The sequence below is a fragment of the Variovorax sp. 770b2 genome (assembly GCF_900115685.1).
In the GTDB taxonomy this organism is placed as follows: Bacteria; Pseudomonadota; Gammaproteobacteria; order Burkholderiales; family Burkholderiaceae_C; genus Variovorax.
Genome location: NZ_FOXJ01000006.1, coordinates 223,135 through 245,931 on the forward strand (window position 1 = coordinate 223,135; position 22,797 = coordinate 245,931).

At 68.5% G+C, this 22,797-nt stretch carries 21 protein-coding genes; 10 read left to right on the forward strand and 11 right to left on the reverse strand.

The genetic code is table 11. The features are described from left to right. Window positions 1-9: 9 nt before the first annotated feature. Together atzF and BM133_RS27150 are read right to left on the reverse strand one after the other, a co-directional pair. The gene (gene atzF, locus BM133_RS27145; protein WP_093440893.1) at window positions 10-1,728 is read right to left on the reverse strand and encodes an allophanate hydrolase; all 1,719 of its coding nucleotides are present in this window, start codon (window positions 1,726-1,728) and stop codon (window positions 10-12) included. Window positions 1,729-1,949: 221 nt separating this feature from the next. Continuing rightward, window positions 1,950-2,804 carry a M48 family metallopeptidase gene (locus tag BM133_RS27150; protein ID WP_093440895.1) on the reverse strand — a complete coding sequence of 285 codons (855 nt, stop codon included), beginning with the start codon at window positions 2,802-2,804 and terminating at the stop codon, window positions 1,950-1,952. 59 nt (window positions 2,805-2,863) lie between these two features. Here BM133_RS27150 and BM133_RS27155 point away from each other — a divergent pair, with 59 nt between their 5' ends. The 7 genes from BM133_RS27155 to BM133_RS27185 all read left to right on the forward strand — a co-directional run bounded on the left by BM133_RS27155 (window position 2,864) and on the right by BM133_RS27185 (window position 11,763). Continuing rightward, a complete protein-coding gene (locus BM133_RS27155; protein ID WP_093440898.1) occupies window positions 2,864-4,504 on the forward strand; it encodes an AmpG family muropeptide MFS transporter in 1,641 nt (546 codons plus the stop codon). 146 nt (window positions 4,505-4,650) lie between these two features. Then, window positions 4,651-5,859 (forward strand): beta-ketoacyl-[acyl-carrier-protein] synthase family protein, encoded by a 1,209-nt coding sequence (locus BM133_RS27160; protein WP_177224953.1) that lies wholly within the window; start codon window positions 4,651-4,653, stop codon window positions 5,857-5,859. After that, window positions 5,856-6,701, forward strand: coding sequence for a beta-ketoacyl synthase chain length factor (locus BM133_RS27165; protein ID WP_093440900.1), 846 nt, complete (start codon window positions 5,856-5,858; stop codon window positions 6,699-6,701). The genes BM133_RS27160 and BM133_RS27165 overlap by 4 nt, the downstream gene beginning before the upstream one ends. 8 nt (window positions 6,702-6,709) lie before the next feature. Further along, window positions 6,710-8,368 carry an NAD(P)/FAD-dependent oxidoreductase gene (locus BM133_RS27170; protein WP_093440903.1) on the forward strand — a complete coding sequence of 553 codons (1,659 nt, stop codon included), beginning with the start codon at window positions 6,710-6,712 and terminating at the stop codon, window positions 8,366-8,368. A 53-nt stretch (window positions 8,369-8,421) separates the two neighbouring features. Beyond that, a complete protein-coding gene (locus tag BM133_RS27175; protein WP_093440906.1) occupies window positions 8,422-9,144 on the forward strand; it encodes a response regulator transcription factor in 723 nt (240 codons plus the stop codon). Window positions 9,145-9,150: 6 nt separating this feature from the next. Then, window positions 9,151-10,350, forward strand: a complete 1,200-nt coding sequence (locus BM133_RS27180) for an ATP-binding protein (RefSeq protein WP_093440908.1) — start codon at window positions 9,151-9,153, stop codon at window positions 10,348-10,350. A gap of 165 nt (window positions 10,351-10,515) precedes the next feature. Then, window positions 10,516-11,763, forward strand: a complete 1,248-nt coding sequence (locus tag BM133_RS27185) for an O-antigen ligase family protein (protein ID WP_093440911.1) — start codon at window positions 10,516-10,518, stop codon at window positions 11,761-11,763. Between the two features lie 93 nt (window positions 11,764-11,856). Here BM133_RS27185 and BM133_RS27190 read toward each other — a convergent pair whose 3' ends face one another. The 4 genes from BM133_RS27190 to BM133_RS27205 all read right to left on the reverse strand — a co-directional run bounded on the left by BM133_RS27190 (window position 11,857) and on the right by BM133_RS27205 (window position 15,006). Further along, entirely contained in the window at window positions 11,857-13,323 is a 1,467-nt protein-coding gene (locus BM133_RS27190; RefSeq protein WP_143100225.1) for a hypothetical protein, read from the reverse strand. 107 nt (window positions 13,324-13,430) lie between these two features. Beyond that, a complete protein-coding gene (locus BM133_RS27195; protein WP_093440916.1) occupies window positions 13,431-13,841 on the reverse strand; it encodes an ABZJ_00895 family protein in 411 nt (136 codons plus the stop codon). Beyond that, complete coding sequence (locus tag BM133_RS27200) at window positions 13,838-14,047, reverse strand: zinc-finger domain-containing protein (protein WP_093440918.1); 210 nt, start codon at window positions 14,045-14,047, stop codon at window positions 13,838-13,840. Before BM133_RS27200 ends, BM133_RS27195 begins: the two co-directional genes overlap by 4 nt. Window positions 14,048-14,052: 5 nt before the next feature. Then, the gene (locus tag BM133_RS27205; protein WP_093440921.1) at window positions 14,053-15,006 is read right to left on the reverse strand and encodes a branched-chain amino acid transaminase; all 954 of its coding nucleotides are present in this window, start codon (window positions 15,004-15,006) and stop codon (window positions 14,053-14,055) included. Between the two features lie 134 nt (window positions 15,007-15,140). On the opposite strand from BM133_RS27205, the gene BM133_RS27210 reads away from it, so the two are divergent. Then, window positions 15,141-16,148 (forward strand): recombination-associated protein RdgC, encoded by a 1,008-nt coding sequence (locus BM133_RS27210; protein ID WP_093440923.1) that lies wholly within the window; start codon window positions 15,141-15,143, stop codon window positions 16,146-16,148. A gap of 9 nt (window positions 16,149-16,157) precedes the next feature. Here BM133_RS27210 and BM133_RS27215 read toward each other — a convergent pair whose 3' ends face one another. Together BM133_RS27215 and BM133_RS27220 are read right to left on the reverse strand one after the other, a co-directional pair. Next, window positions 16,158-17,369: a M20 aminoacylase family protein gene (locus tag BM133_RS27215; RefSeq protein WP_093440926.1), complete on the reverse strand. Its 1,212-nt coding sequence runs from the start codon at window positions 17,367-17,369 to the stop codon at window positions 16,158-16,160. A 38-nt stretch (window positions 17,370-17,407) separates the two neighbouring features. Further along, window positions 17,408-18,763, reverse strand: a complete 1,356-nt coding sequence (locus BM133_RS27220) for an MFS transporter (RefSeq protein WP_093440927.1) — start codon at window positions 18,761-18,763, stop codon at window positions 17,408-17,410. A gap of 129 nt (window positions 18,764-18,892) precedes the next feature. Here BM133_RS27220 and BM133_RS27225 point away from each other — a divergent pair, with 129 nt between their 5' ends. Next, window positions 18,893-19,837 carry a LysR family transcriptional regulator gene (locus tag BM133_RS27225; protein ID WP_093440930.1) on the forward strand — a complete coding sequence of 315 codons (945 nt, stop codon included), beginning with the start codon at window positions 18,893-18,895 and terminating at the stop codon, window positions 19,835-19,837. Here BM133_RS27225 and BM133_RS27230 read toward each other — a convergent pair whose 3' ends face one another. Next, window positions 19,838-20,266: a glycerate kinase gene (locus tag BM133_RS27230; RefSeq protein ID WP_093440932.1), complete on the reverse strand. Its 429-nt coding sequence runs from the start codon at window positions 20,264-20,266 to the stop codon at window positions 19,838-19,840. It lies immediately after the preceding gene. A 43-nt stretch (window positions 20,267-20,309) separates the two neighbouring features. After that, entirely contained in the window at window positions 20,310-20,687 is a 378-nt protein-coding gene (locus tag BM133_RS27235; protein WP_093441264.1) for a VOC family protein, read from the reverse strand. 167 nt (window positions 20,688-20,854) lie between these two features. On the opposite strand from BM133_RS27235, the gene BM133_RS27240 reads away from it, so the two are divergent. Beyond that, window positions 20,855-21,310 (forward strand): hypothetical protein, encoded by a 456-nt coding sequence (locus tag BM133_RS27240; RefSeq protein ID WP_093440935.1) that lies wholly within the window; start codon window positions 20,855-20,857, stop codon window positions 21,308-21,310. A 52-nt stretch (window positions 21,311-21,362) separates the two neighbouring features. On the opposite strand, the gene radA is transcribed toward BM133_RS27240, so the two are convergent. Beyond that, a complete protein-coding gene (gene radA, locus BM133_RS27245) occupies window positions 21,363-22,751 on the reverse strand; it encodes a DNA repair protein RadA (RefSeq protein WP_093440937.1) in 1,389 nt (462 codons plus the stop codon). Window positions 22,752-22,797 lie beyond the last annotated feature (46 nt).

The following is a 22,797-nucleotide window of genomic DNA, read 5'->3' on the forward strand; positions in this document are numbered from 1 at the left end:
CGGTTGGAATCAGTTGGAAGTGGTCGGGGCGCGGCTCGCGACATAGGCACGCCAGCCGCCGTGATGGGTGACGTCCTGCGCGCCGGCCAGTGCATGTCCCTCGCAGATGAAGCCGTTCACCCAGCTGCCGTCGGCCAGCTCGACGCTGCCCAGGCCGAGCGGTGGCGGGATCAATGCGAGAAAGCTGCCGACCTGCGCGATGGGCATGGCCCACACCTCGAGCGCGATGGCGCCGCCGCCTTCCGCATTGCGCTGCAGGCCGGGCTTGGGCGGCGTGGTGCCGGGCAATGCGAAAAGGCGGTAGGCGGGCGATGTGGTGGTGGTGCGCAGCAGCGTGGCGCCGCGCTCGGTGAGCTGGCCGTTGAGCGGCATGCCCGAGAGGTGCGCGCCGACCACCGCGATGGGCAACGTCTGCGGCGCCGGTGCCGCAAGACCCGGCACGGGGCGCGGCGCAGGCAGCGGCTGGCCGGTCGCGCCCTGCGAAAGACCGGTCGCGTGGTGGTAGCGCTGGCCCAGGTCGGCCAGCGCGAGATCGCTGCCGCTCGGGCCGATCAGCGTGATGCCGAACGGCAGGCCGTCCGCGCGCAGGCTGCTGGGCACCGAGAGCGCCGCGTAGTCCAGCAGGTTGACGAAGTTGGTGTATGCCCCGAGGTTGCGGTTGAGCACGACCGGGTCGGCGCGCATCTGCTCGCGCGTGTAGTGCGTGGGCGCGGTGGGCACGAGCAGCACGTCGATGCCGCGCCACATCGGTTCGACCTGTTGCGCGATCGCGCGCAGTTGCGTCTGGGCCTCGAACACATCGGCGGCGGTGTAGCCCCTGCCGCTCGCGAGGATGCTGCGCACCGGCTCGATCACTTCGTCGGCATGGGCATCGAAGAACGCGCGCACCGCGGCGTAGCGCTCGGCGACCAGGGCGCTTTCATAGAGCAGCGCAGCGGCTTCAGCGAGCGGTGCGTAGGGAATGGTGACGGCCGTGCCGCCCAGCGCCACGAGCTTCGCCTGCGCATCGCGGAAGGCTTCTTCGGCTGCGGCGTCGCCGAAGAAGCTCAGCGTATCGGGCACGCCGAAGCAGAAGCGCGCGGGCAGCGGCCTGCGGCGCATCGCGATGTCGCGCGAATACGGGTCGCGCGGGTCGTGACCGGCGGCGGCCAGCATCACGTCGACGGCCAGCGCGACGGTGCGCGCGAAGATGGAGACGCAGTCCGCGCTCTGCGCTGCCGGCACCACGCCGAAGGTGCTGAGCAGCCCGCGCGAGGGCTTGAGGCCCACGATGTTGTTGAGCCCGGCGGGCACGCGGCCCGAGCCGGCGGTGTCGGTGCCGAGGGCGAAATCGACCTCTCCCGCGGCCACCACATAAGCCGAACCGGAGCTGGAGCCGCCCGAGACGTAGCGCGCATCGAAGGCGTTGGGCACTTCGCCATAGGGCGAGCGCGTGCCGTTCAGGCCGCAGGCGAACTGGTCCAGGTTGGTCTTGCCGACCAGCGATGCACCGGCTTCGAGCAGCCGCTGCACCACGGCTGCGTGTGCCGTGGGCCGGCGGTCGAAGGCCGGGCAGGCGGCGGTGGTGGGCACGCCGGCCACGTCGATGTTGTCCTTGACCGCGAAACGCAGGCCGGCCAGCGGCAGGGTCACGCCCGGGGTGTCGGCGGTTTCGGCACCGGCCACGGGGGCGGCGAATTTCGCGATCCAGGCAGCGGCGGTCAGCGGGTCGGGTTCATGCACCATCATCAGGCATCCAAACTTGTGTACAAGTCGAGATGCAAGCAATGTGCCAGCCGGAACGAGGGCTGGGATGCAGACCGGGGTTGGGAGATTTGCGCCCTCTCCCCTTGAGGGACGGTGGAGTGAGGGCGGGGTGCCGCCGATGGGGCGCTGCCCTCAGGTGAAGGCCGCTGCCCTCACCCCCCTCCTCTGCCCAAGGGAGAGGGAGTCCTGCAAGGGCGCCGGCCTCAGCTTCGCTTGGCGTTGCGGTAAAGGCTCTCGACCTTGGGGATGTTCGCTTCGAGCTTGGCGATCCGGTCCGTTCCGCTCGGGTGCGTCGACAGGAAGCTCAACCCGCCCTGGTTCTTCGAGGCGGTCGCCATCTTGTTCCAGAGCGACACCGAGGCCTTCGGGTCGTAGCCCGCGCGTGCCGCGAGTTCGAGCCCCACGAGATCGGCCTCCGTCTCGTCGCCGCGGCTGAACTTGAGCGTGATGAGCTGCGTGCCGGCACGCGCCGCAAGATCGCCCACCTGGCCGAGGCCGAGCAGTTGCGCGCCGATGGACAGCGCCGCGCCGGTGCCGGCGCTCTTGGCCATGCGAGCGCGGGCGTGCTCGCGCAGCGCGTGGGCCATCTCGTGGCCCATCACCATCGCGACCTCGTCGTCGCTCAGCTTGAGTTGCTCCAGGATGCCGGTGAAGAAGGCGATCTTGCCGCCGGGCATGCAGAAGGCGTTGATCTGCTTGCTGCCGATCAGGTTGACCTCCCACTTCCATTCGCGCGCCCGGGTGTTCCAGGGCGTGGCGAAGGGAATGAGCCGCTGCGCGATGGCGCGCAGCCGCTGCAGTTGCGCGTTGTTGTCGCCGGCCAGCGCATTCTTGGCGCGGGCCTGCGCGAGCAGCTGGCCGTACTGCTGGACGCCGGCCGCCTCGATCTTGTCCGCCGGCACGAGGTTGCGCGCCACCGAGGCGTTGCCCACGTTGACCTGCGAAAGCGCCGGCCGGCTGAAGGCCACGCCGGCAGCGATCAACAGGAAGGCCCTGCGCAACTGCCAGGGCGAGGCAGGGGAAGTGGCGGAAATGGGGCGATCGCAGCGTGTGCACATGGGGGCGGATCATAGGAACAAATGAAGACAAACGGGCAGGCGGGTTCCCGCAGCGGCTCATGGACAATCCGGGGTTCATGTCCGCCCCGCCGCTCGAAACCCCCACCGCCCCTTCACCGCCCTGGCGCGACGTCCTGAAGGTCTACCTCGAGCCGGCCACGCTGCGCATGCTGGCGCTGGGCTTCTCGGCCGGGCTGCCGCTGCTGCTGGTGCTGGGCACCCTGAGTTTTCGCCTGCGCGAAGCCGGCGTGGACCGCACCACCATCGGCTACCTGAGCTGGGTGGGCCTGGCCTATGGCTTCAAGTGGGTCTGGGCGCCGCTGGTCGACCGCCTGCCGCTGCCGCCGCTGACCACGCTGCTGGGGCGGCGCCGCGGCTGGCTGCTGCTGGCCCAATGCATGGTGATCGCGGGGCTGGTCGGCATGGCGCTGAACGATCCGCGCCAGGGGCTCACGCCGCTGGTCTGGTGCGCGCTGCTGGCGGCCTTCGGCTCGGCCACGCAGGACATCGCGCTGGACGCCTTTCGCATCGAATCGGCCGAGACGCGCAAGCAAGCCGCGCTCGCCGCCGCCTACCAGACGGGCTACCGCCTCGCGATGATCTGGGCCGGCGCCGGCGTGCTGTGGGTCGCGGCCTGGGCCGAGGTGGCGCCCGCCATTGCCGCGAGCGCCGCGAGTGGCGCGGCCGTCTACCAGAACGGCGCCTGGAAAACGGCCTACCTGGTGATGGCCGCCTCGATGGGCGTGGGCGTGCTCACGGTGCTGCTGTCGGCCGAGCCCGCGCCGAACGAGGGCCGGCATTCCGCCGCGCAGATCGCCGCCAGCCGGGCGCTGTTCTCGACCACCGGCGTGCCGGTGTACGGCGTGCTGATGTTCATCGGCACCTTCCTCTTCGTGGGCCTGTTCCAGCTGCGGCGGGCGGACACCGGGCTCCTGTTCTTCCTGGGCACGGTGTTCTTTCCGGTGCTGGCGCTCTACGTGCTGCTGATGCTGTGGGTCGCCCGCAAGGGCCTGCGCGTGCCCGCCCCTTCGCAGCTGGTGCCCTTCGCGGCATGGATCGACAAGGCCTTCTACGACCCCTTTGCCGACTTCATCCGCCGCTACAAGTGGCAGGCCGCGCTGATCCTGGCGCTGATCGCCATCTACCGCATCAGCGACGTGGTGATGGGCATCATGGCCAATCCGTTCTACGTGGACATGGGCTTCACCAAGGACGAGGTGGCCACCGTCAGCAAGATCTACGGCGTGGTCATGACGCTGGCCGGCGCCTTCGTGGGCGGCGTGCTGTCGATGCGCCTGGGCGTGATGCGCGTGCTGATGCTGGGCGCGGTGCTCAGCGCCGCGAGCAACCTGCTGTTCGCCTGGCTGGCCTCGCGCGGGCACGACCTCACGGCGCTCATCGCGGTGGTCTCGGCCGACAACCTGGCCGGCGGCATCGCCTCGGCGGCCTTCATCGCCTACCTGTCGAGCCTCACCAACATCAGCTACTCGGCCACGCAGTACGCCCTGTTCAGTTCGCTGATGCTGCTGCTGCCCAAGTTCATCGCCGGCTACTCGGGTGCCTTCGTCGATGCCTACGGCTACAGCCAGTTCTTCACCAGCACCGCGCTGCTGGGGGTGCCCGTGCTGGTGCTGGTGGCGCTGGCCTCGCGCTTCGCGGCGACGGCAACCGCGACCACAGGCGCCGCCGACCGTCAATAGGGCCCTGGCCCTAGGCTGCATCTATGGGAAACAGCCGACGCTGAGCAGCGCGCACTGCTGGTAGGCTGCGTGACGTTCATTGCGTGAAAATTACGCCTGTCGTCACACCGACGTTCTTCCGCTTGCCGCCAGCCCCAAGATTCATCGTGCTCTCCCGTATTTCTCCCCTACAGATCAGTGCCTACACGGCCACCTCGGCCGTCGGCGTCGGCAAGACGTCGCTCGCCGAAGCGCTCGAACAATCACGCAGCGGCCTGCGCGCCAACGATTTCGGCGATGCGCCGCTGCCCACGTGGATCGGCCGCGTCGACGGGCTTGAGGACATCCGCCTGCCCGAGGCCCTGGCCTCGTGGGACTGCCGCAACAACCGGCTGGCCTGGCTGGGCCTGCAGGCCGATGGCTTCATCGAAGCGGTGGCTGCGGCGCGCGAGAAGTACGGCGCCTCGCGCGTCGCGCTGATCCTGGGCACCTCGACCTCCAGCATCGGCGAGACCGAGCTGGCCTACACGCAGCTGGATGCGGGCGGCATGTTCCCGCAGGACCAGCGCCGCGCCGAAGTGCACACGCCCCATTCGCTGGCGATGTTCGTGCAGCAGTTGCTGGGCCTGGAAGGGCCGAGCGAGACGATCTCGACCGCCTGCTCCTCGAGCGCCAAGGTGTTCGCCTCGGCCGAGCGGCTGATCCGCCTGGGCCTGGCCGACGCGGCCGTGGTGGGCGGGGCGGACACGCTCTGCGGCAGTGTGCTGTTCGGCTTCAACTCGCTGGAGCTGGTGTCCAAGGAGCCCTGTCGTCCGTTCGACGCCGGCCGCAACGGCATCAGCCTGGGCGAGGCGGCGGGCTTCGCGCTGGTCGAGCGCGTGCAGACCGGCGCCGATGCATCGGCGCTGCACCTCCTGGGCTATGGCGAGGCGAGCGACGCGCACCACATGTCGACCCCGCACCCCGAGGGCCTGGGCGCCGAGCGCGCGCTCGATGAGGCGCTGGCCCGCGCGGGCCTCGCCCCCGAGGCCATCGACTACATCAACATGCACGGCACGGCGAGCCAGAAGAACGACGAAGTCGAAGGCGCGCTGGTGGCGCGCCGCTTCCCGGCCACGACGCATGCCAGTTCGACCAAGGGCTTCATGGGCCACACGCTGGGCGCCGCGGGCATCGTCGAGGCGGTGATCAGCCTGCTGGCGATCGAGCGCGGCCTGAAGCCCGGCACGGTCAACACGCGCACGATCGACGAAGGGTTCGGTCCGCAGATCAAGCTGGCGCCCGCACGCGGCGAGGTGCGCTACGCGCTCTCCAACTCCTTCGGCTTCGGCGGCAACAACTGCTCGCTGGTGTTCGGCAAGGCGGAGGCGGCATGAGCGCCACCGCAACGCCCCCGACCCTCTACATCGAAGGCCCCGCCTTCTGGACGCCGACGCTCCCCGGCTGGGACGCCGCGCGCGCGGCCTTCCGCGGTGAGGGCACGCTGATCGATCCGCCGGCCAGGCGCCCGTCGCCGCAGGTGCTGGCCCCGGCCGAACGCCGTCGCGCGCCCGACACCGTGGCACTGGCGCTGGAAGTGGCGGCCGCCGCGATGGCAGCCTCTGGCCGCAATGCGGCCGACGTGCCCTGCGTGTTCGTCTCGGCGCACGGGGACCTCTCGATCAACGACTACATGTGCAGCACGCTCGCGACCGACCCCACGGTGCTGTCGCCCACGCGTTTTCACAACTCGGTGCACAACGCCGCCGTGGGCTACTGGACCATCGGCACGGGCTGCATGGCGGCCAGCAATTCGGTCTCGGCCTTCGAGCACAGCTTTGCGACCGGCCTGCTCGAGGCGGCCGTGCAGTGCGCGGCCGACCAGAGCCCGGTGCTGCTGGTGGGTTACGACACGCCCACGGTCGGCCCGCTGACCTCGGTGACCGACAGCCGCGGGCTGCTGGCGGTGGCGATGGTGATCGCGCCGGAGCGCAGCGAGCGCACCGTCGCCGCGCTGGAGTGGTCGCTGGCCGCTAATACTGGTGATGCGGCCTCCACCTACACGGCGCCGCGCTCGGAGGCGGCAAAGTCGCTCTGCGGCATCAACCCGATGGCGCAGGCGCTCGGCCTTTTCGAGGCGCTCGCGCACCTGGACGACGGCGCGGGCCCGCCGGTCGGGTTGGCGCTCTCACCCACCCTGTCATTGCGGCTGCAGCTGCGGCCTCCTCCCAAGGACTGACACACACCATGACCGACACTGCGCAGGATTCTTTCGACGCAGTGATCATGGGAGGCGGTCTTGCCGGACTTACGCTGGCCATCCAGCTGCGCCAGCGCTTCGGCGACCTGAAGGTGCTGGTGCTGGAGCGCCGCACGCACCCGGTACCGCACGCCGCCCACAAGGTGGGGGAATCGTCGGTCGAGATCGGGGCGCACTACTTCGACACGGTGCTGGGCCTGAAGGCCCACATGGACGGGTCGCAGTTGCGCAAGTTCGGCTTTCGCTTCTTCTTCAGCGAAGGCCGCAGCGACATCGACAACGTCACCGAGATCGGCGCGAGCCGCTACCTGGCGGTGCCCAGCTACCAGATCGACCGCGGCATCTTCGAGAACTTCCTGGCCGAAGAGGCCGCCCGCTGCGGCGTGCGCTTCGTCGACAGCGCGCTGGTGCGGCGCATCGACCTCGCCGATAGCTCTGAAAATCCCGGGGCGCCGCACCGCATCGAATGGACCCGCGGCGAGGAAAGCCACGCCACCGAGGCGCGCTGGCTCATCGACGCCTGCGGCCGCGCCGGCATGCTCAAGCGCAAGCTCGGCCTGACCGAGCCCAACCCGCACGACGTCAACGCGGTGTGGTTTCGCATCGGCGAGCGCATCGCGGTGGACGACTGGAGCGACAACGCGCAATGGCGCGAGCGCTGCGATCCGCAGGCGCGCTGGCTGTCGACCAACCACTTCGTGGGCGCGGGCTACTGGGCCTGGCTGATTCCGCTGGCCTCGGGCTCGCATTCGGTGGGCATCGTGGCCGACCCGAAGCTGCATCCGCTGGACACCATCGACACCTTCGAGAAGGCGATGGCGTGGTTCGCCACCTACCAGCCGCGGCTTTTCGAGGCGCTGGATGGCAAGCGCCACCTGCTGCAGGACTTCGCGTTCCTCAAGCATTTCTCGCACGGCTGCAAGCAGGTGTTCTCGGGCGACTGCTGGGCAATGACCGGCGAGGCGGGGCTCTTTCTGGACCCCTTCTATTCGCCCGGCAGCGACTTCATCGCGATCGGCAACACCTACATCACCGACCTCGTCGCGCAGGACCGCGCAGGCCGCCCGCTGGAGGCGCGAGCCCAGGTCTACGACCAGCTCTACCACTCGTTCTACGAGAGCACGCTCGCCCTCTACCAGGACCAGTACCCGCTCTTCGGCGACCCCGAGGTGCTGCCGGTGAAGGTGATCTGGGACTACGCCTACTACTGGGGCGTGCTCGCGCAGATCTTCTTCCAGCGGCGCCTGACCGACCTGCCCGCGCTCGGCGCCCTGAAGGACGAGCTGCAACACTGCCAGCGGCTGAACGTCGCGGTGCAGCGGCTGATGCGCGACTGGTCGGCATCCAGCGACAGGCGCAACCCGGCCGTGATGCTCGACCAGGCCGCGATGCCGTGGTTCGCCGAGCTCAACCGCAGCCTGAAGGACACGCTGGACGATGCCGGCTTCAAGGCCCGCATCCAGGATTCCACGGCCATGCTGCGGCAGTTGGCCGCCGAAATCCTGGCCCGGGCACGCGCCGCCGATCCGGACGTGGAAGCCGGCGCCCTGTGCGCGCTCCTCGAAGAGAATCTCCGGGTACCGCCCGCGGCAACAGTCCGCGACGCTATGCTTTTCGCAGCACCTCCGGTTGACACGCACGCCTGAGGTTTACCCAACTTTACGGAGCGTTCAAGCCCGCTTGCTCCCTGTGGACGACCATGAAGCGCATGAGCACCCCCCAACTCCTGATGATCGAAGACGACGCCCGCCTGGCGCAGATGGTGGGCGAGTACCTGACGCAGTCGGGTTTCGCCTTCAACCACGCCGGTGACGGCGCGAGCGGCCTGGAGCAGTTGCAGCAGCACGCACCCGACCTCGTGATCCTGGACCTGATGCTGCCCGACACCGACGGGCTGGAGGTCTGCCGCCGCATCCGCGCCCTGCCCGGCCCGATCTCCAAGGTGTCGGTGCTGATGCTCACCGCCAAGGGCGATCCGATGGACCGCATCATCGGCCTGGAAATCGGCGCCGACGACTACCTGCCCAAGCCCTTCGAGCCGCGCGAGCTGCTGGCGCGCATCCGCGCGGTGCTGCGCCGGCGCAGCGAGAACGCCACCGAAAGCGAAGCCTCCACCGTGATGCGCTTCGGCACGCTGGAGATCGACCGCAACGCGCGCACCGTGTCGGTGGCCGGTGTGCTGGCGGACCTGACCTCCTACCAGTTCGACCTGCTGGTCGCGATGGCCGAGCGCGCGGGCCGCGTGCTCACGCGCGACCAGATCATGGAGGCCGTGCGCGGCCGCGAGCTCGAAGCCTTCGACCGCTCGATCGACGTGCACATGGGCCGCATCCGCGCGGCCATCGAAGTCGACGCCAAGAACCCCAAGCGCATCCTCACCGTGCGCGGCGTGGGTTATGTATTCGCCAAGCAGCAAGACTGACGCTTGATGCTGCAAAAGCTGTATTCCCGCCACCTCTACGTCCGCATCTGGCTCGCGGTGGTGGGTGGCGTGGTCATCCTCACGCTGATGGCCAACTGGATCGTGCGCGAGGCCGCCGAGGCCGAGCGCGAGCGCCTGGCGCCGGTGCCGCGCAACGTGGTCGTGCTCGATGCGCAGGACCGCACGATCGGCTCGGGCACCGCGCTGCGCGTGCCGGGCCAGGGACTGGAATTCGACGTGACATTGAGCGACGGCAAGGCCATCACGCTGCGCGTGGCACCGCGCGAGAGGCCCACCGGCAGCGAGGGCTTCGCGCCGTGGCGCACGCCCTTCGGGCTCGGCTGGATGATCGCGCTGGTGGGCGTGGCAGTGGCACTGGGCGTCTACCCCATCGTGCGGCGCATCACGCAGCGGCTGGAGTCGCTGCAGCGCGGCGTGCAGCGATGGGGCGAGGGCGATCTCTCGGTGCGCGTGACCGAAGAAGGGCAGGACGAAGTGGCTGATCTCTCCAAACGATTCAACGCGTCGGCCGAACGCATCGAACAGCTGGTGCGCTCGCACAAGTCGCTGCTGGCCAACGCATCGCACGAGCTGCGCTCGCCGCTCACCCGCATCCGCATGGGTCTGGAGCTGATGGGCGAGCGACCGAGCCCGAAAGCACGCGAGGAAATCTCGCGCAACATCGGCGAACTCGACCAGTTGATCGACGAAATCCTCCTGGCCAGTCGGCTGGACGCCAGCGAGGCCGACATGGGCACCGTCGAGGCGGTCGACCTGACGGGCCTGGCCGCCGAGGAGTGCTCGCAGGTGAATGCCGAGCTCGACCTGGCCGAGGGCACCGACAACGCGGCGCTCACCGTGCCCGGCGTCTCCCGCCTCCTGCGCCGCGCGATCCGCAACCTGCTGGAGAACGCCCGCCGCTACGGCGCCGGCGAGATCAGCGTGGAACTGGGCAGCGCCAACGGCTTTGCCACGGTGCGCGTGAACGACCGCGGCCCCGGCGTGCCGCCGGCCCTGCGCGAGCGCATCTTCGAGCCCTTCTACCGGCTCCCCGGTGCGAGCGAGCGCAACGGCGGCGTGGGCCTCGGGCTGGCGCTGGTGAAGTCGATTGCCGAGCGGCACGGCGGCACGGTGCGCTGCGAAGACGCGCCAAAGGGCGGCGCGAGCTTCGTGATCCGCCTGCCGGTCGCAGCTCCCGCTCACTGACAATCCCGGGCTCTCATTCGAGGGACGCCGCGGAACCGGCTTCGCCGGGCCGCAGGCGCCGCCCCCGGTGAGGGGGAAGGAGAAGCGACACGGAGTGCGCGAAGCCTGGGGGAGCACCCAGCCAGTCAGGTGGGTGCCATAAGCCCCACCTAAAATCGCGCCCCTATGCAGAGATCGCACATCGTTCGGCCCGCGGCCATGTTCTGGGGGCTGGTGGTGTTCATGCCGGTCGGCGTCACCTACCTGTCGGCCATCTTGCTGTTGCTGACCATGCTGGTCGCCGGCGGGTACGGCGAGCGCTTCGCACGCCTGCGCGCCAACCCACTGTGGTGGCCGGTGGTGGCCTACCTGGGCTGGACCCTCCTCGTGCTGGCCTTCGGGCGGCACTACCCCGAGACCGGCTCCAACCTGTTCCACGGCCTGCGCATCGGCCTCACGATCCTGATGGCGATGGCGCTCACGCGCGAAGAGGCGATCTGGGCGCTGCGCGGGTTCCTCCTGATCGCGGCGCTGAACATCCTGCTGATCGTTCTCTACTACGCCATCGGCTTTCCGCTCTGGTCGCCGCTGCGCGCAGTGGTGATGGAAGTGGGCAACAAGTCGATCAGCAACGCGCTGCTGTTCAGCGTGGTGGCGGCCACGGCCGCCGTGTGGGGCCTGGCGCAGATCGCTGGTCACAAGCCGCTGCGCGCCATTCCGGCCTTCGTGCTGATGCTCGGGCTGGGCTTCGTGGTCGCGCTGCCGCTGACCTCGCGCACCTCGGTGCTCGCGCTGCTGCTGGTGGTGCCGGTGGTGTGCATCCACCAGTGGCGCAACCACCTGAAGATGCTGGTGAGCGCACTGGTGCTGGGGGCCGTGGTGCTGGGCGCCGGGCTCTACCAGTTGCCGCAGCTGCAGCACAAGGTGGAGACCGGCGTGCAGGAACTCGAGGAAGCGCAGGCCGGCGCCGTCTTCAAGGGCAGCTGGGTCATCCGCTACTACATGTACCGCGACACGGGCCTCATGATCGCCGACCGGCCGCTCACCGGCTGGGGCATCGGCGGCTGGACCGAGCAGTGGCACAAGCGCGGCCCGGCCATGTTCGCGGACTCGAACATGCCGCACAACGACTTCCTCTGGGTGGGCGCGCAGGGCGGCCTGCCCGCGCTGCTGAGCCTGCTGGCCATCATGGTGGCGGCCGTGTGGCAGGCATGGAAGCGCCCCGACATCGCGGGCCGCTATGCATTGGCAGCGACGCTGATCGCGCTGATCGCATCGAGCGTGAACTCGGCCATGCGCGATGCGCAGATCGGGCTGGCGCTGCTGTGGATCGCGATGGTGTATCTGCGGCTCGCGCAGGAAGCGAAAGACCCCGATCCATGGCGCGACCTGCTGCCGGCACGCCGTGTGAAAGTGCTTCCCCCGACGGCATGAAGGGACCGTGCGTCCTGCGCCTGACGGACGCAGAACGCAAGACGGCCGCACATGCCCCCCCGCGCCGCGCTGCCAGCCCACCGCTCCGGTAGGCTACTCGAAGCGGAAGGTCTGCTTGCGCTTGGCCGCCACCTTCACACGCTTGACGCTCCATTCCGACGCGGTGACCGTGCCGCTGTCGCCCAGCACCAGGATCGGTCCTCTGTAGTTCGCGCCGCAGACCGCGGGCGCCGAACCCGGCAAGCCGACGGTGCCGACACAGGCCGCATCGGCCGCGGCGTTGCGCGGCATGCCGCCGTCGCCGGTGATGCCGTCCATGATGCAGGCATCGGGGTACGCGGCGTAGTCGAAGCCCTCCAGCGTCTCGCTGCCGCCGTAGTTCGGGTTGACCGCCACGGTGCCCACCGGCGTGCCTGCCGAAATGCGCCAGCCCGGAGTGGCCGGCGTGATGGCGATCGACTTGAACTCGCTGGTCGAGATTGCCGTCGAGTTCTGGATGAAGTTGTAGAAGGTGTCGAAGATCAGGATGCGCCGGCGCGCGCGCACCTGGTCCAGCGTGGCGTTGGCCGCGAGCGGTGTGGCGTCGCAATGCAGGTCCACCGTCATGTTCAGGTACGCATACGGCAGCCCGGCGCCGATGCCCGCGGCTTCGCCCTTGAGCTCGAGCTCGACCTTCTGGAGGTCATGCACCTTCACGCCCGCCAGGCCCGGCATCTGCAGGACGGCCTTGTTGCCGGTGCCGCCGCCCACGTAGGCGCCGCCCGGGTTACCGCCCGCGTCGAGCTTCATCGACAGCACCCCTGCGGTGCTGCTCAGGTGCGCCTTGTTGAGCTGCGGCTGTGCCGCGAGCTCGGCGCTCGTGAGCGTGCGCGTGATCGGCAGGTCGAAGCCATCGTCCTCGCCGGCTGCCAGCAGCGCGGCGACGATGCCATCGAGCGTGGTGTCGCCGTCGGCCAGCGACAGCGCCAGGTGTTCGAGCAGGTCGTCGTAGGCATCGCCCGCGGTGGCCTTGAATTGCGTGGTGAACGGGTTCGACGCGAACGCGCCGTAGCCCGACTCGGCCAGCAACGCGACGATGTCGGCCTGGGCCGCTTCCAGCTTCGCGGCCAGCGCCGCGAGCGCGGCGGCATCGGCCGTCTCGATGCTGCCGGGCGTCGCGCCGGCGGCGCGCGCCAGGATCAGCTCGGTCAGCGGCGTGATGTTCACGTAGCCGGCCGCGCGCAACAGCGAATGCAGTTTCTGGCCTGAGGGCAGCGAGCCGCCCGAGACCGTGACCACGCACGGGAACACCGGTGCATCGAGCTTCGTCGACCACGTGCCGCCGGCGGCCGTGGTGGCCGAGGCACCCACGCCGTTCGCGCAGCGCAGAGATACGAGGCTGCCGGCCGCCGGCGCGCCGGTGGCGGCGGTGCCCGAGACGGCAACACTCGAATCGGCGGGCGGCGGAGCGACGCCCGAGGGAATGAACGGGAAACCGCCTCCTCCTCCACCACCGCCGCCGCAACCCGAAAGAGCGAGCACGAGCGCGCTCACGGCAAAACTACCCAAAGATTTCTTCATCGCAAATCGACTCCTATCTGGTCTGAACGCCAGTGGGTCGATGCTAGAAATGGCGCCTGTCGCGCACCATCACCGATACCGGTAGTAATGGCGCGCCGGCGCGGTGCTCAGCCCTTGCGCCTGGCCTCGGCCGCCGCGTGCTGCTTGCCGGCAAAGCCGACGAAGAACCAGATCACCAGCGCGTGCAGCACGCCGACGAAAAGCAGCACCAGCAAAGCCGGGCCCAGCGACAGGCCCGCCGCACCGGCGAACAGCCCGAGCGCCACCGTCACGACCGTCTGCATCGCCATGTCGATGGCGAGCATGCCCAGCACGGCGCGCTTCTTTTCATCGGGCGTGAAGTAGCGGCCGTTCTTCTTGGCGAAGTCCATGCACACCCACGCCACGGTGCCGAGCAAGGCGGCCATGTCGCCGCCCGTGCTGGACTTGGCGCCCGCCAGATTCAGCGCGACGCCCACGGCGATCAGCAGCACGAGGTAGCCCGCGGCGAAGCGCCACAGCAGGGCTCGAAGCGTCAATGCCGTGCCGAGACCGCTTCGCCGGCCTTCAGCCGGTACACCGTGCCGCAGTACGGGCACTTGGCTTCGCCGGTGCGCGCCACGTCCAGGTAGACCTTGGGATGGTTGTTCCAGAGCTGCATGTCCGCCTTGGGGCTGGGGCAGAACACGCCGCCCTGGTGGTTGAGCTCCTTGGCCAGGAGTTCGACGACTGCATTGGTAGACATGGGGTTCAGACTTTCGTGAGCCAGTGGGCGTACTTGGGGTTCTTGCCGTTCACGATGTCGAAGAAGGCAGACTGGATTTTCTCGGTGATCGGGCCGCGCGAGCCGCCGTCGCCACGGTTGCCGATCTCGATGCGGTCGAGTTCGCGAATCGGCGTCACTTCGGCGGCCGTGCCGGTGAAGAAGGCCTCGTCGGAGATGTAGACCTCGTCGCGCGTGATGCGCTTTTGCACGAGCTCGATGCCAAGGTCCTTGCAGATGTGCAGGATCGTGTTGCGCGTGATGCCGTTCAGGGCGCCGGCCGACAGGTCGGGCGTGTAGACCACGCCGCCCTTGACCACGAAGATGTTCTCGCCCGCGCCTTCCGACACGAAACCGCTCGCGTCCAGCAGCAGCGCTTCGTCGTAGCCGTCGTCCAGCGCTTCCATGTTCGCCAGGATCGAGTTGGTGTAGTTGCTCACCGACTTGGCCTGCGTCATCGTGATGTTGACGTGGTGGCGGGTGTAGCTGGAGGTCTTCACGCGGATGCCGCGGCGCATGCCCTCTTCACCGAGGTAGGCACCCCAGGACCAGGCCGCGACCATGGCGTGGATCTTGTTGCCCTTGGGGCTCACGCCGAGCTTTTCGGAGCCGATCCAGATGAGGGGGCGCAGGTAGCAGCTTTCCAGCTTGTTCTCGCGCACGACCTGTTTTTGCGCTTCGTTCAACTGCTCCGGCGAGAAGGGGATCTTCATGCGCAGGATCTTGGCGCTGTTGAAAAGCCGCTCGGTGTGTTCGGCCAGACGGAAGATGGCGGTGCTGCCGTCCGCTGTCTTGTAGGCGCGCACGCCCTCGAAGGCGCCGCAACCGTAGTGCAGCGTGTGGCTCAGCACGTGGATCTTGGCGTCGCGCCAGTCCACGAGTTCGCCGTCCATCCAGATCTTGCCGTCACGGTCGTCCAGCGAGGGGGGGATCGAGCTCATTTCCTGATTCCTTTGGGAGCGGTGTGGGGGGTGCGACAGGGGCGAAGTCGCAAAAGCTTTCGATTTTACGGCCGAGCCCGGAACGGGGTGCCCGACAATGGCCGGTTGTGCAAACCAGTGGAAAAAGGGTTTCCGTGTCCGTATTCAAGAACGTCATCGTCTATCGCATCGAACCTGCCTGGTCCCAAACATTGGCCGAGGCGGAAGAGGGGCTCGGGAAGCACCGCTTCGAGCCCTGCGGCCCCTCGCAGGAAAAGTCCGCCGGCTGGGCCGAGCCCCGCGGCGAAGCCGGCGGCCCGCTGGTCGAATCCATCGACGGCCAGTGGCTCGTCGAATACATGATCGAGAGCAAGCAGGTCCCCGGCTCCGTGGTGCGCCGCAAGCTGGACGAGCGCTGCGCGCAGATCGAGGCCACCACCGGCCGCAAGCCCGGCAAGAAGGAAAAGAAGGAGCTCAAGGAAGACATCACCCTGGAGCTGCTGCCGATGGCCTTCACCCGCAGCGCGCGCGTGGCGGTGTGGATCGACAAGGCCGAGAACCGCCTGGTGATCAACAGCGGCAATGCCTCGCGCGCCGACGAAGTGGTCACCAGCCTGGTGAAGTCGCTGGACGGCTTCGCGGTGGCGCTGATCAACACGCAGATCGAACCGGCCGCCGCCATGGCCGACTGGCTCCTGACGCAGGAGCCGCCGGCCGGCTTCACCATCGACCGCGAGTGCGAGCTCAAGGCCTCGGACGATTCGAAGGCCGTGGTGCGCTACGCCAAGCACCCGCTGGACATCGAGGAGGTGCAGAAGCACATCACCGACGGCAAGCGCCCCACGCGCCTGGCGCTCACCTGGGACGACCGCGTGTCGTTCGAGCTCACGCACGGCATGCTGATCCGCAAGATCGTTTTCCTCGAAGGCACGGGCGACGGCGCGGCGGGCGGCAAGAAGGAAGACAACTACGACGCCGACGTGGCGATCGCCACCGGCGAACTCGGCCAGCTCGTGCCGGCGCTGCTCGACGCGCTGGGCGGCGAGGCGGCGTTCTCGGCGGCACCGGCGGACGAAGCGCCCAAGCCCGCCGCCAAAGCGGCAGCGCCCACCACCACGACCCCGGCCGATGCCGCCGAGGAAGAAGAAGACGCGCCGTTCTGAAGACGGCGCTCAGGCGACCAGGTAGGTCTGCGTCAAACGGACCCAGCAAGCGGCGCCCAATGGCAGCACCTGGTCGTTGAAGTCGTAGCCGGGGTTGTGCACCATGCAGCCGCCGAACTCGCCCTCCCCGTTGCCGAGCAGCACATAGCAGCCCGGCAACTCGGCGAGCATCCAGGCGAAGTCCTCGCTGCCCGCAAAGCCTTTCGGCGCCTCGGTGGCGACATGTTCCGCGCCGACCAGTTCGGCGCAGACCTGTTCCATCAGCCGGCACTCGGCCGCGGTGTTGACCACCGGCGGCACGAGCTGGCGGTAGTCGATCTCGGCCTGGACGCCGTGGGCCTGTGCCGTGAGGCTCACGATCTCGCGGATGCGCTGCTCGACCACCGCACGCGTCTCGGGCCGCGCCGCCCGTACATTGAGGCCGAGCGCCACCGATTGCGGAATCACGTTGTGCGTGGCGCCGCCGCGGATGAAACCGACCGACACGACGGCCGTATCGCCCGGCGTCACGTTGCGCGCCACCACGGTCTGCAGGGCCGTCACCACCGCGGCGGCAGCGGGCACCGGGTCGCGCGAGAGATGCGGCATGGCGCCGTGTCCGCCCACGCCCTTGATCGTGACGTCGGCCACGTCCGAAGACAGCGTGACCGGCCCCTCGATCACCAGGAAGCTGCCGACCGGCACGCCCGGCGCGTTGTGCAGCGCGTAGACCGCGTCGCAGGGAAAGCGCTCGAACAGGCCGTCCTGGATCATTGCGCGCGCGCCGCAGAGGTTCTCCTCGTCGGGCTGGAAGATCAGGTTCAGCGTGCCGTCGAAATCGCGGCGTGCGGCCAGTGCCTTGGCGGCCGCGAGCAGGATGGCGGTGTGGCCGTCGTGGCCGCAGGCGTGCATGCGGCCATGGGTTTTGCTGGCGTACGGCAGGCCCGTGGCCTCGACGACAGGGAGCGCATCCATGTCCGCGCGAATACCCAGCCGCCGCGTGCCGTTGCCGACCTTCATCTGCGCCACGATGCCGGTCTTGCCGATGCCCGTGTGCACCTCGTAGCCCCATTCGCGCAGCAGGCCGGCGACCAGCTCGGCGGTCGCGCCCACCTCGAAGCCGAGTTCGGGATTGGCATGGATCCGGCGGCGGATGTCGACGAAGGCCTGGGTGTCGACGTCGGCCTGCGGCAGCAATCGGGACAGGAGCCGGGTGGTCTGGAGACTGAGTTCGCGGGTCATGGATGTGGGTGTCCGTTGTTCGGCGCAGGGAAGAAATTTCAGTCGGCCCGGCGTGCGCGCAGGCTCGCGATCGCGCAGATGCTCAGCACGCCGCAGGCCATCATGTAGAAGGCCGGCGCCATCGGGTTGCCGGTCGTGGCGAGCAGCCAGGTCACGATGAATTGCGAGGACCCGCCGAACACCGTCACGCCGACGCTGTAGATCACCGAGATGCCGCTGGCGCGCACGCCGATCGGCAGCATCTCGAGCAGCATCAGGAACAAGGGCGTGGTGCCGAGGTTCACGATGGCCGTCAGCAGCACCGACAGGCACAGCACCAGTGGCACGCTCGGGTAGTGGTTGATGAGCCAGAACGCCGGGTACACCGCCAGAAGGCCAAGCACCAGCGAGCCGATCACCAGCGGCTTGCGGTTCGGCAGCCCGTCGGCCAGGCGCCCCGCCACGAGCGCCACCGCGAACATCGTGATGCCGGTGGCGCAGCCCGACAGCAACGACAGCGACGGCGGCATGTGCAGCACGCGGATCATGTAGGTCGGCATGAAGAACACGACCAGGTACATGGCGGCCGTGCCCGCCGTGGTGGCGAAGATGCCCTTGAGCACCGTGCCGCCGTGCTCGCGCAGCAGCCGGCCCACGGGGCTGGATTCTTGGCTGCGGGACTGGTGCGTTTCCTCCAGGTTGGCGCGGATGTAGAAACCGACCGGCGCGATCAGCAGGCCGAACAGGAAGGGCAGGCGCCAACCCCAGCTCTCCAGCGAGGCCTGCGGCAGCGCCGCGTACAGCGCCGCGCCGGTGAGGGCGCCCAGCACCGCCGCCACGCCCTGGCTCGCGAGCTGCCAGCTCACGCGAAAGCCGCGGCCCCGGATGCCGCCCGACTCCATCAGCATCGAGGTGGCGGCGCCCACCTCGCCGCCGAGCGAAAAGCCCTGCAAGAGGCGCCCCGCCAGGATCATCAGCGAGCCGAACACGCCCGCCGATGCATAGGTGGGCGCGAGCGCGATGCACAGCGTGCCGGCCACCATGAGGCCGATGGTGAGCGTCAACGCGGCCTTGCGCCCCTTGCGGTCGGCGTAGCTGCCGATGACGACGCCGCCCAGCGGCCGCATCACGAAGCCGATGCCGAAAGTGGCCACGGCCAGCAGCAGCGAGCCATAAGGGCTGTCCGACGGGAAGAACAGCTTGCCGATCAGGAGCGCGAAGAAGCTGTAGACGGTGAAGTCGTACATCTCCAGCGCATTGCCCAGCGAGCAGGCGGCGATCAGGCGGAACTGGCTTTGCTTGCCCTTGGCGTGCGCGGTATCGGAAGAGAAAGAAGAAGAGGAAGGGGAAAGCGGCGCAGCTGCCGCCGGGAGAGCGCCCCCCATCTGGCTGGCGGGCAAAGCGGCTTCACTCATCGAATCGACTCCACGAACAGGATTGCGGCGGAGTATTCAGGCAAAGCGCGCCAGCGCAGAATCACATATTTTCATGCTGATAACCAAATGGAATCGCCAAGGGGATTCCATGCGGATCACGGAGGCCCGATGAAGCTGCAACAACTGCGCGTTCTCCTGGCGGTCGCCCAGAACGGAAGCATCCATGAGGCGGCGCGCAGCCTGCACATCACGCAGCCGGCGCTGTCCAAGACGATTGCCGAACTGGAACGCGAACTGGGCGTGACGCTGATGCTGCGCACCACGCGCGGCGTGACCCTCACGGCCTACGGCACGGCGCTGGTCAAGCGGGCCAGCCTGGTCGAGCAGGAACTGCGGCATGCGCTCGAAGACATCGAGGCCATTCGCGGGCACGACGAGGCGCAACTGAACATCGGCTTCACCGCGGTGGCCTCGGGCGGGCCGCTGCCCAACACGATGGCGTCGTTCAGGCGGCGCTTTCCCAACGTGGCGCTGCGCGCCTACGAGCAGCGCCCGCAGCAGCTCTTCGAAGGGCTGCGCGAAGGCCGGCTCGACCTGGCGCTGGTCTCCACCTGCAACGGCCCCGGCACCAACGCCTTTCAGTGGGAGCCGTTGTTCTCGCTGTCGATGCACGTGGCGGTACGCACCGGCCATCCGCTGCGGCGGGTGCGCAAGCTGCGCACGCTGCTGGAGGCCGACTGGCTGGTGCTGGACCCCATCGACGAGCCCGGCAGCCCGCTGGTGTCCACGATGCGCGTGAACGGGTTGGAACTGCCCAAGCGCATGGTGCAGAGCGCATCGAACCTCCTTGGCCTGCAACTGGCCACGCAGACCGACCTGGTCAGCATGTGGTCGGACACCGTGTTCCACGACGCCGGGGCGGTGCGGATGCAGCCCGGCCTGCTGGAGCGCCTGCCGATCACCGACGAGATACCGGACTTCGACGTCTACCTGGTCTATCGCTCGGCCGACCTGATGACCCACATGTGTGCCGAGTTCGCCAAGGAGGCGCGCCACCATGCGAAGGTGAATCCGCCCTGGCGCCGGCCGCGCCGCAAGGCCGGCGCGGGGTAGCTAGCTGGCGGAGGTTTCTTCGTCGGCCGGCGTTTCGGGCCGCGTCATTTCCCAGCTCTGCAGCTTGCCGGCGTTGAACACGGCATCGACGTACGAGCCGCCCGTGTCGGTCCAGCGGTACAGCTCGGGCTGCGTGTCGGCGGGAGAGCGCAGCTCACCGAGCGCGCGGGTCATCGCAATGACGTGCATCAGCGTCGCGCCCTGCTTGAGCTTGGCGTTGAGCATCACCGCGCTGGCGACATAGCCCACCGGCCGGTCGGCAGCGCGCTTGAGCACCTGCATCGCGCGGTTGAAGTGCAGCAGCAGGAACATCACGATGACCCCGCCGGTCAGCGCGACGCCGGCCCAGCCGTAGCTGCGCCACGCCAGGGCAAGAAGAACGATGCCGCCCACGGGCACCAGCAATTTCTGGAAATTCATGGCGCACATTGTCGCCGCCCGGCTGTTCGCGACCTGACCACGGGGACTCCGGTCACGCGGCCGGCCCGCGTTCGGCCGACGGGCCGCGAAGGCCGATGCAGTTTCCCCACGGGTCCTGCACCTGGCACATGCACTGCGAATCCTCGATCCGCAGCGGACCGCGGTACAGCGTCCCGCCGAGCGATTGGAGTCTCAGCAATGCCGCATCGAAATCATCGACGCGCCAATAGACGACCGACCCGAAAGCACCTGCGCCGACCTTCTCGTCCTGCGGAACGATCTCGAGCAGCACGCCGTGGAGCGAGAGGCACTCGAAGGCCGGCGAGCCGATCGATACGCGCTCGGCTTCGGGGAGCGCGCGCTGATACCAACGCAGCGCAAGTTCCACGTCGGCGACATGAATCATCACTGCGGCAATGGGAGAAGGCATGGGCTTCATTCGAAAGTTCGCATATCGGTCGGGGCGCGATTCTGCTGTATCGGCCGTGGCTACCACCGGGGGCGAAAAACGGTACTCGCCTCGAAATGCACATGCCACGGTGGCGCGAGACGGCACATTTCATCTCACGGGCATCAACCCGGGCCACAGAAAAGCGTATGACCATTCCGCGTTCCGTCACCTTCGTTCGTCTCACTCTCGCCGCCACGCTCACCGCCGCCGTCCTCAGCGGTTGCTACGTGGTGCCACTCGGACAACCCGCACCCGCGGCACCGCCTTCGCAGGCCTATGCCGTCGCACCGGGACCGATCGCGCAGAGCTTCAGTGCACGCCTGTATCCGTCGAATGCCGAAGCGGCGCGCTACGGAACCGTGGCAGGCACGGTGACCAACGACATGAACGGCCGCGGCCATTTCAATGCGCAGATTGGCGGTGAACAGTTTCAGGGAGAGGCGACCCGGGTTGCCGGCTCGCGAAGTGCCGGTGTGGCGAACGCCAGCGGCAATCGCGGCGGCAACCTGAGTTGCCAGTACACGATGAACTCGGCCACGTTGGGCAGCGGCCAATGCGTGCTCAACAGCGGGCCGGCGTTCACGATGCACATCGGGGGATAGGGAGGGTGGCCCGGCGCGTCACTGGCGCGCCGGGCATTTTTTTCCCAATGAATCAATCGAGGCGGCGGACCACGTCCATCGCCTCTTCGATGCGTTCGACGGGGTGGATGGTCAGGCCTTCGATCTCCTTCGAACCCTTGCGCGGTGCGTTGGCCTTGGGCACCACCGCGATGCTGAAGCCCAGCTTGGCGGCTTCGCGCAGACGCTCCTGCCCGCGCGGCGCGGGGCGCACCTCACCGGCCAGGCCCACTTCACCGAAGGCGATGAAGCCCTTGGGCAGCGGCTTGCCGCGCAGGCTCGAGGTGATGGCCAGCATCACGGCCAGGTCGGCCGCGGGCTCGCTGATGCGCACGCCCCCCACCGCGTTCACGAACACGTCCTGGTCCATGCAGGCCACGCCCGCGTGGCGGTGCAGCACCGCCAGCAGCATCGCAAGGCGGTCGCGGTCCAGGCCCACCGACAGGCGCCGCGGGCTCGGCCCGCCGTTGTCCACCAGCGCCTGGATTTCCACCAGCATCGGCCGCGTGCCCTCGAGCGTGACCAGCACCACGCTGCCGGGCACGGGCTCGGCGTGCTGGCTCAGGAAGATCGCGCTCGGATTGGCCACGCCCTTCAAGCCCCGCTCGGTCATTGCGAACACGCCGATCTCGTTGACCGCGCCGAAGCGGTTCTTGATGGCGCGCACGAGACGAAAGCTCGAATGCGTGTCGCCTTCGAAATACAGCACCGTGTCGACCATGTGCTCCAGTACGCGCGGCCCTGCGAGCGCGCCCTCCTTGGTGACGTGACCCACCAGCACCACGGCCGTGCCGCTGGTCTTGGCAAAGCGCGTGAGGTGCGCCGCGCATTCGCGCACCTGCGCCACCGAACCGGGGGCCGAAGTGAGCTGGTCGGAATACACCGTCTGGATCGAGTCGATCACCGCGATCGCGGGGCGCGTGGCGTCCAGCGTGGCGATGATCTTCTCCAACTGGATCTCGGCCAGCACCTGCACCTGCGAGTGATCGAGCCCGAGCCGGCGCGAGCGCAGCGCCACCTGTGCGCCGCTTTCCTCGCCGGTGACGTAGAGCGCGTTCTGTCCCGCGCGCTGCAGCGCATCGACCGCCTGCAACAGCAGCGTGGATTTACCGATGCCCGGATCGCCGCCGATCAGCGTCACGCCGCCCGAGACGATGCCGCCGCCCAGCACGCGGTCGAGTTCGTCGATGCCGGTGGGGGTGCGCGCGATGTCGGTCGCCTCGATCTCCGAGAGCGTGGCCAGTTCGGAGACGCCCGCCAGCGGCGAGAACTGGGTGCCGAAGCGGTTGTTGGCCGGTGCGTTGCTGCCCGCCACCTGTTCGATCAATGTGTTCCAGGCGCCGCAGCTCGGGCATTTGCCGAGCCACTTGGGGCTGGTGCCGCCGCATTCGCTGCAGACGAAAAGAGATTTGTCCTTGGCCATCCGTCGAGTTTAGGTGTCCGCACAAACCCTGATGGCCGGCGGCTTG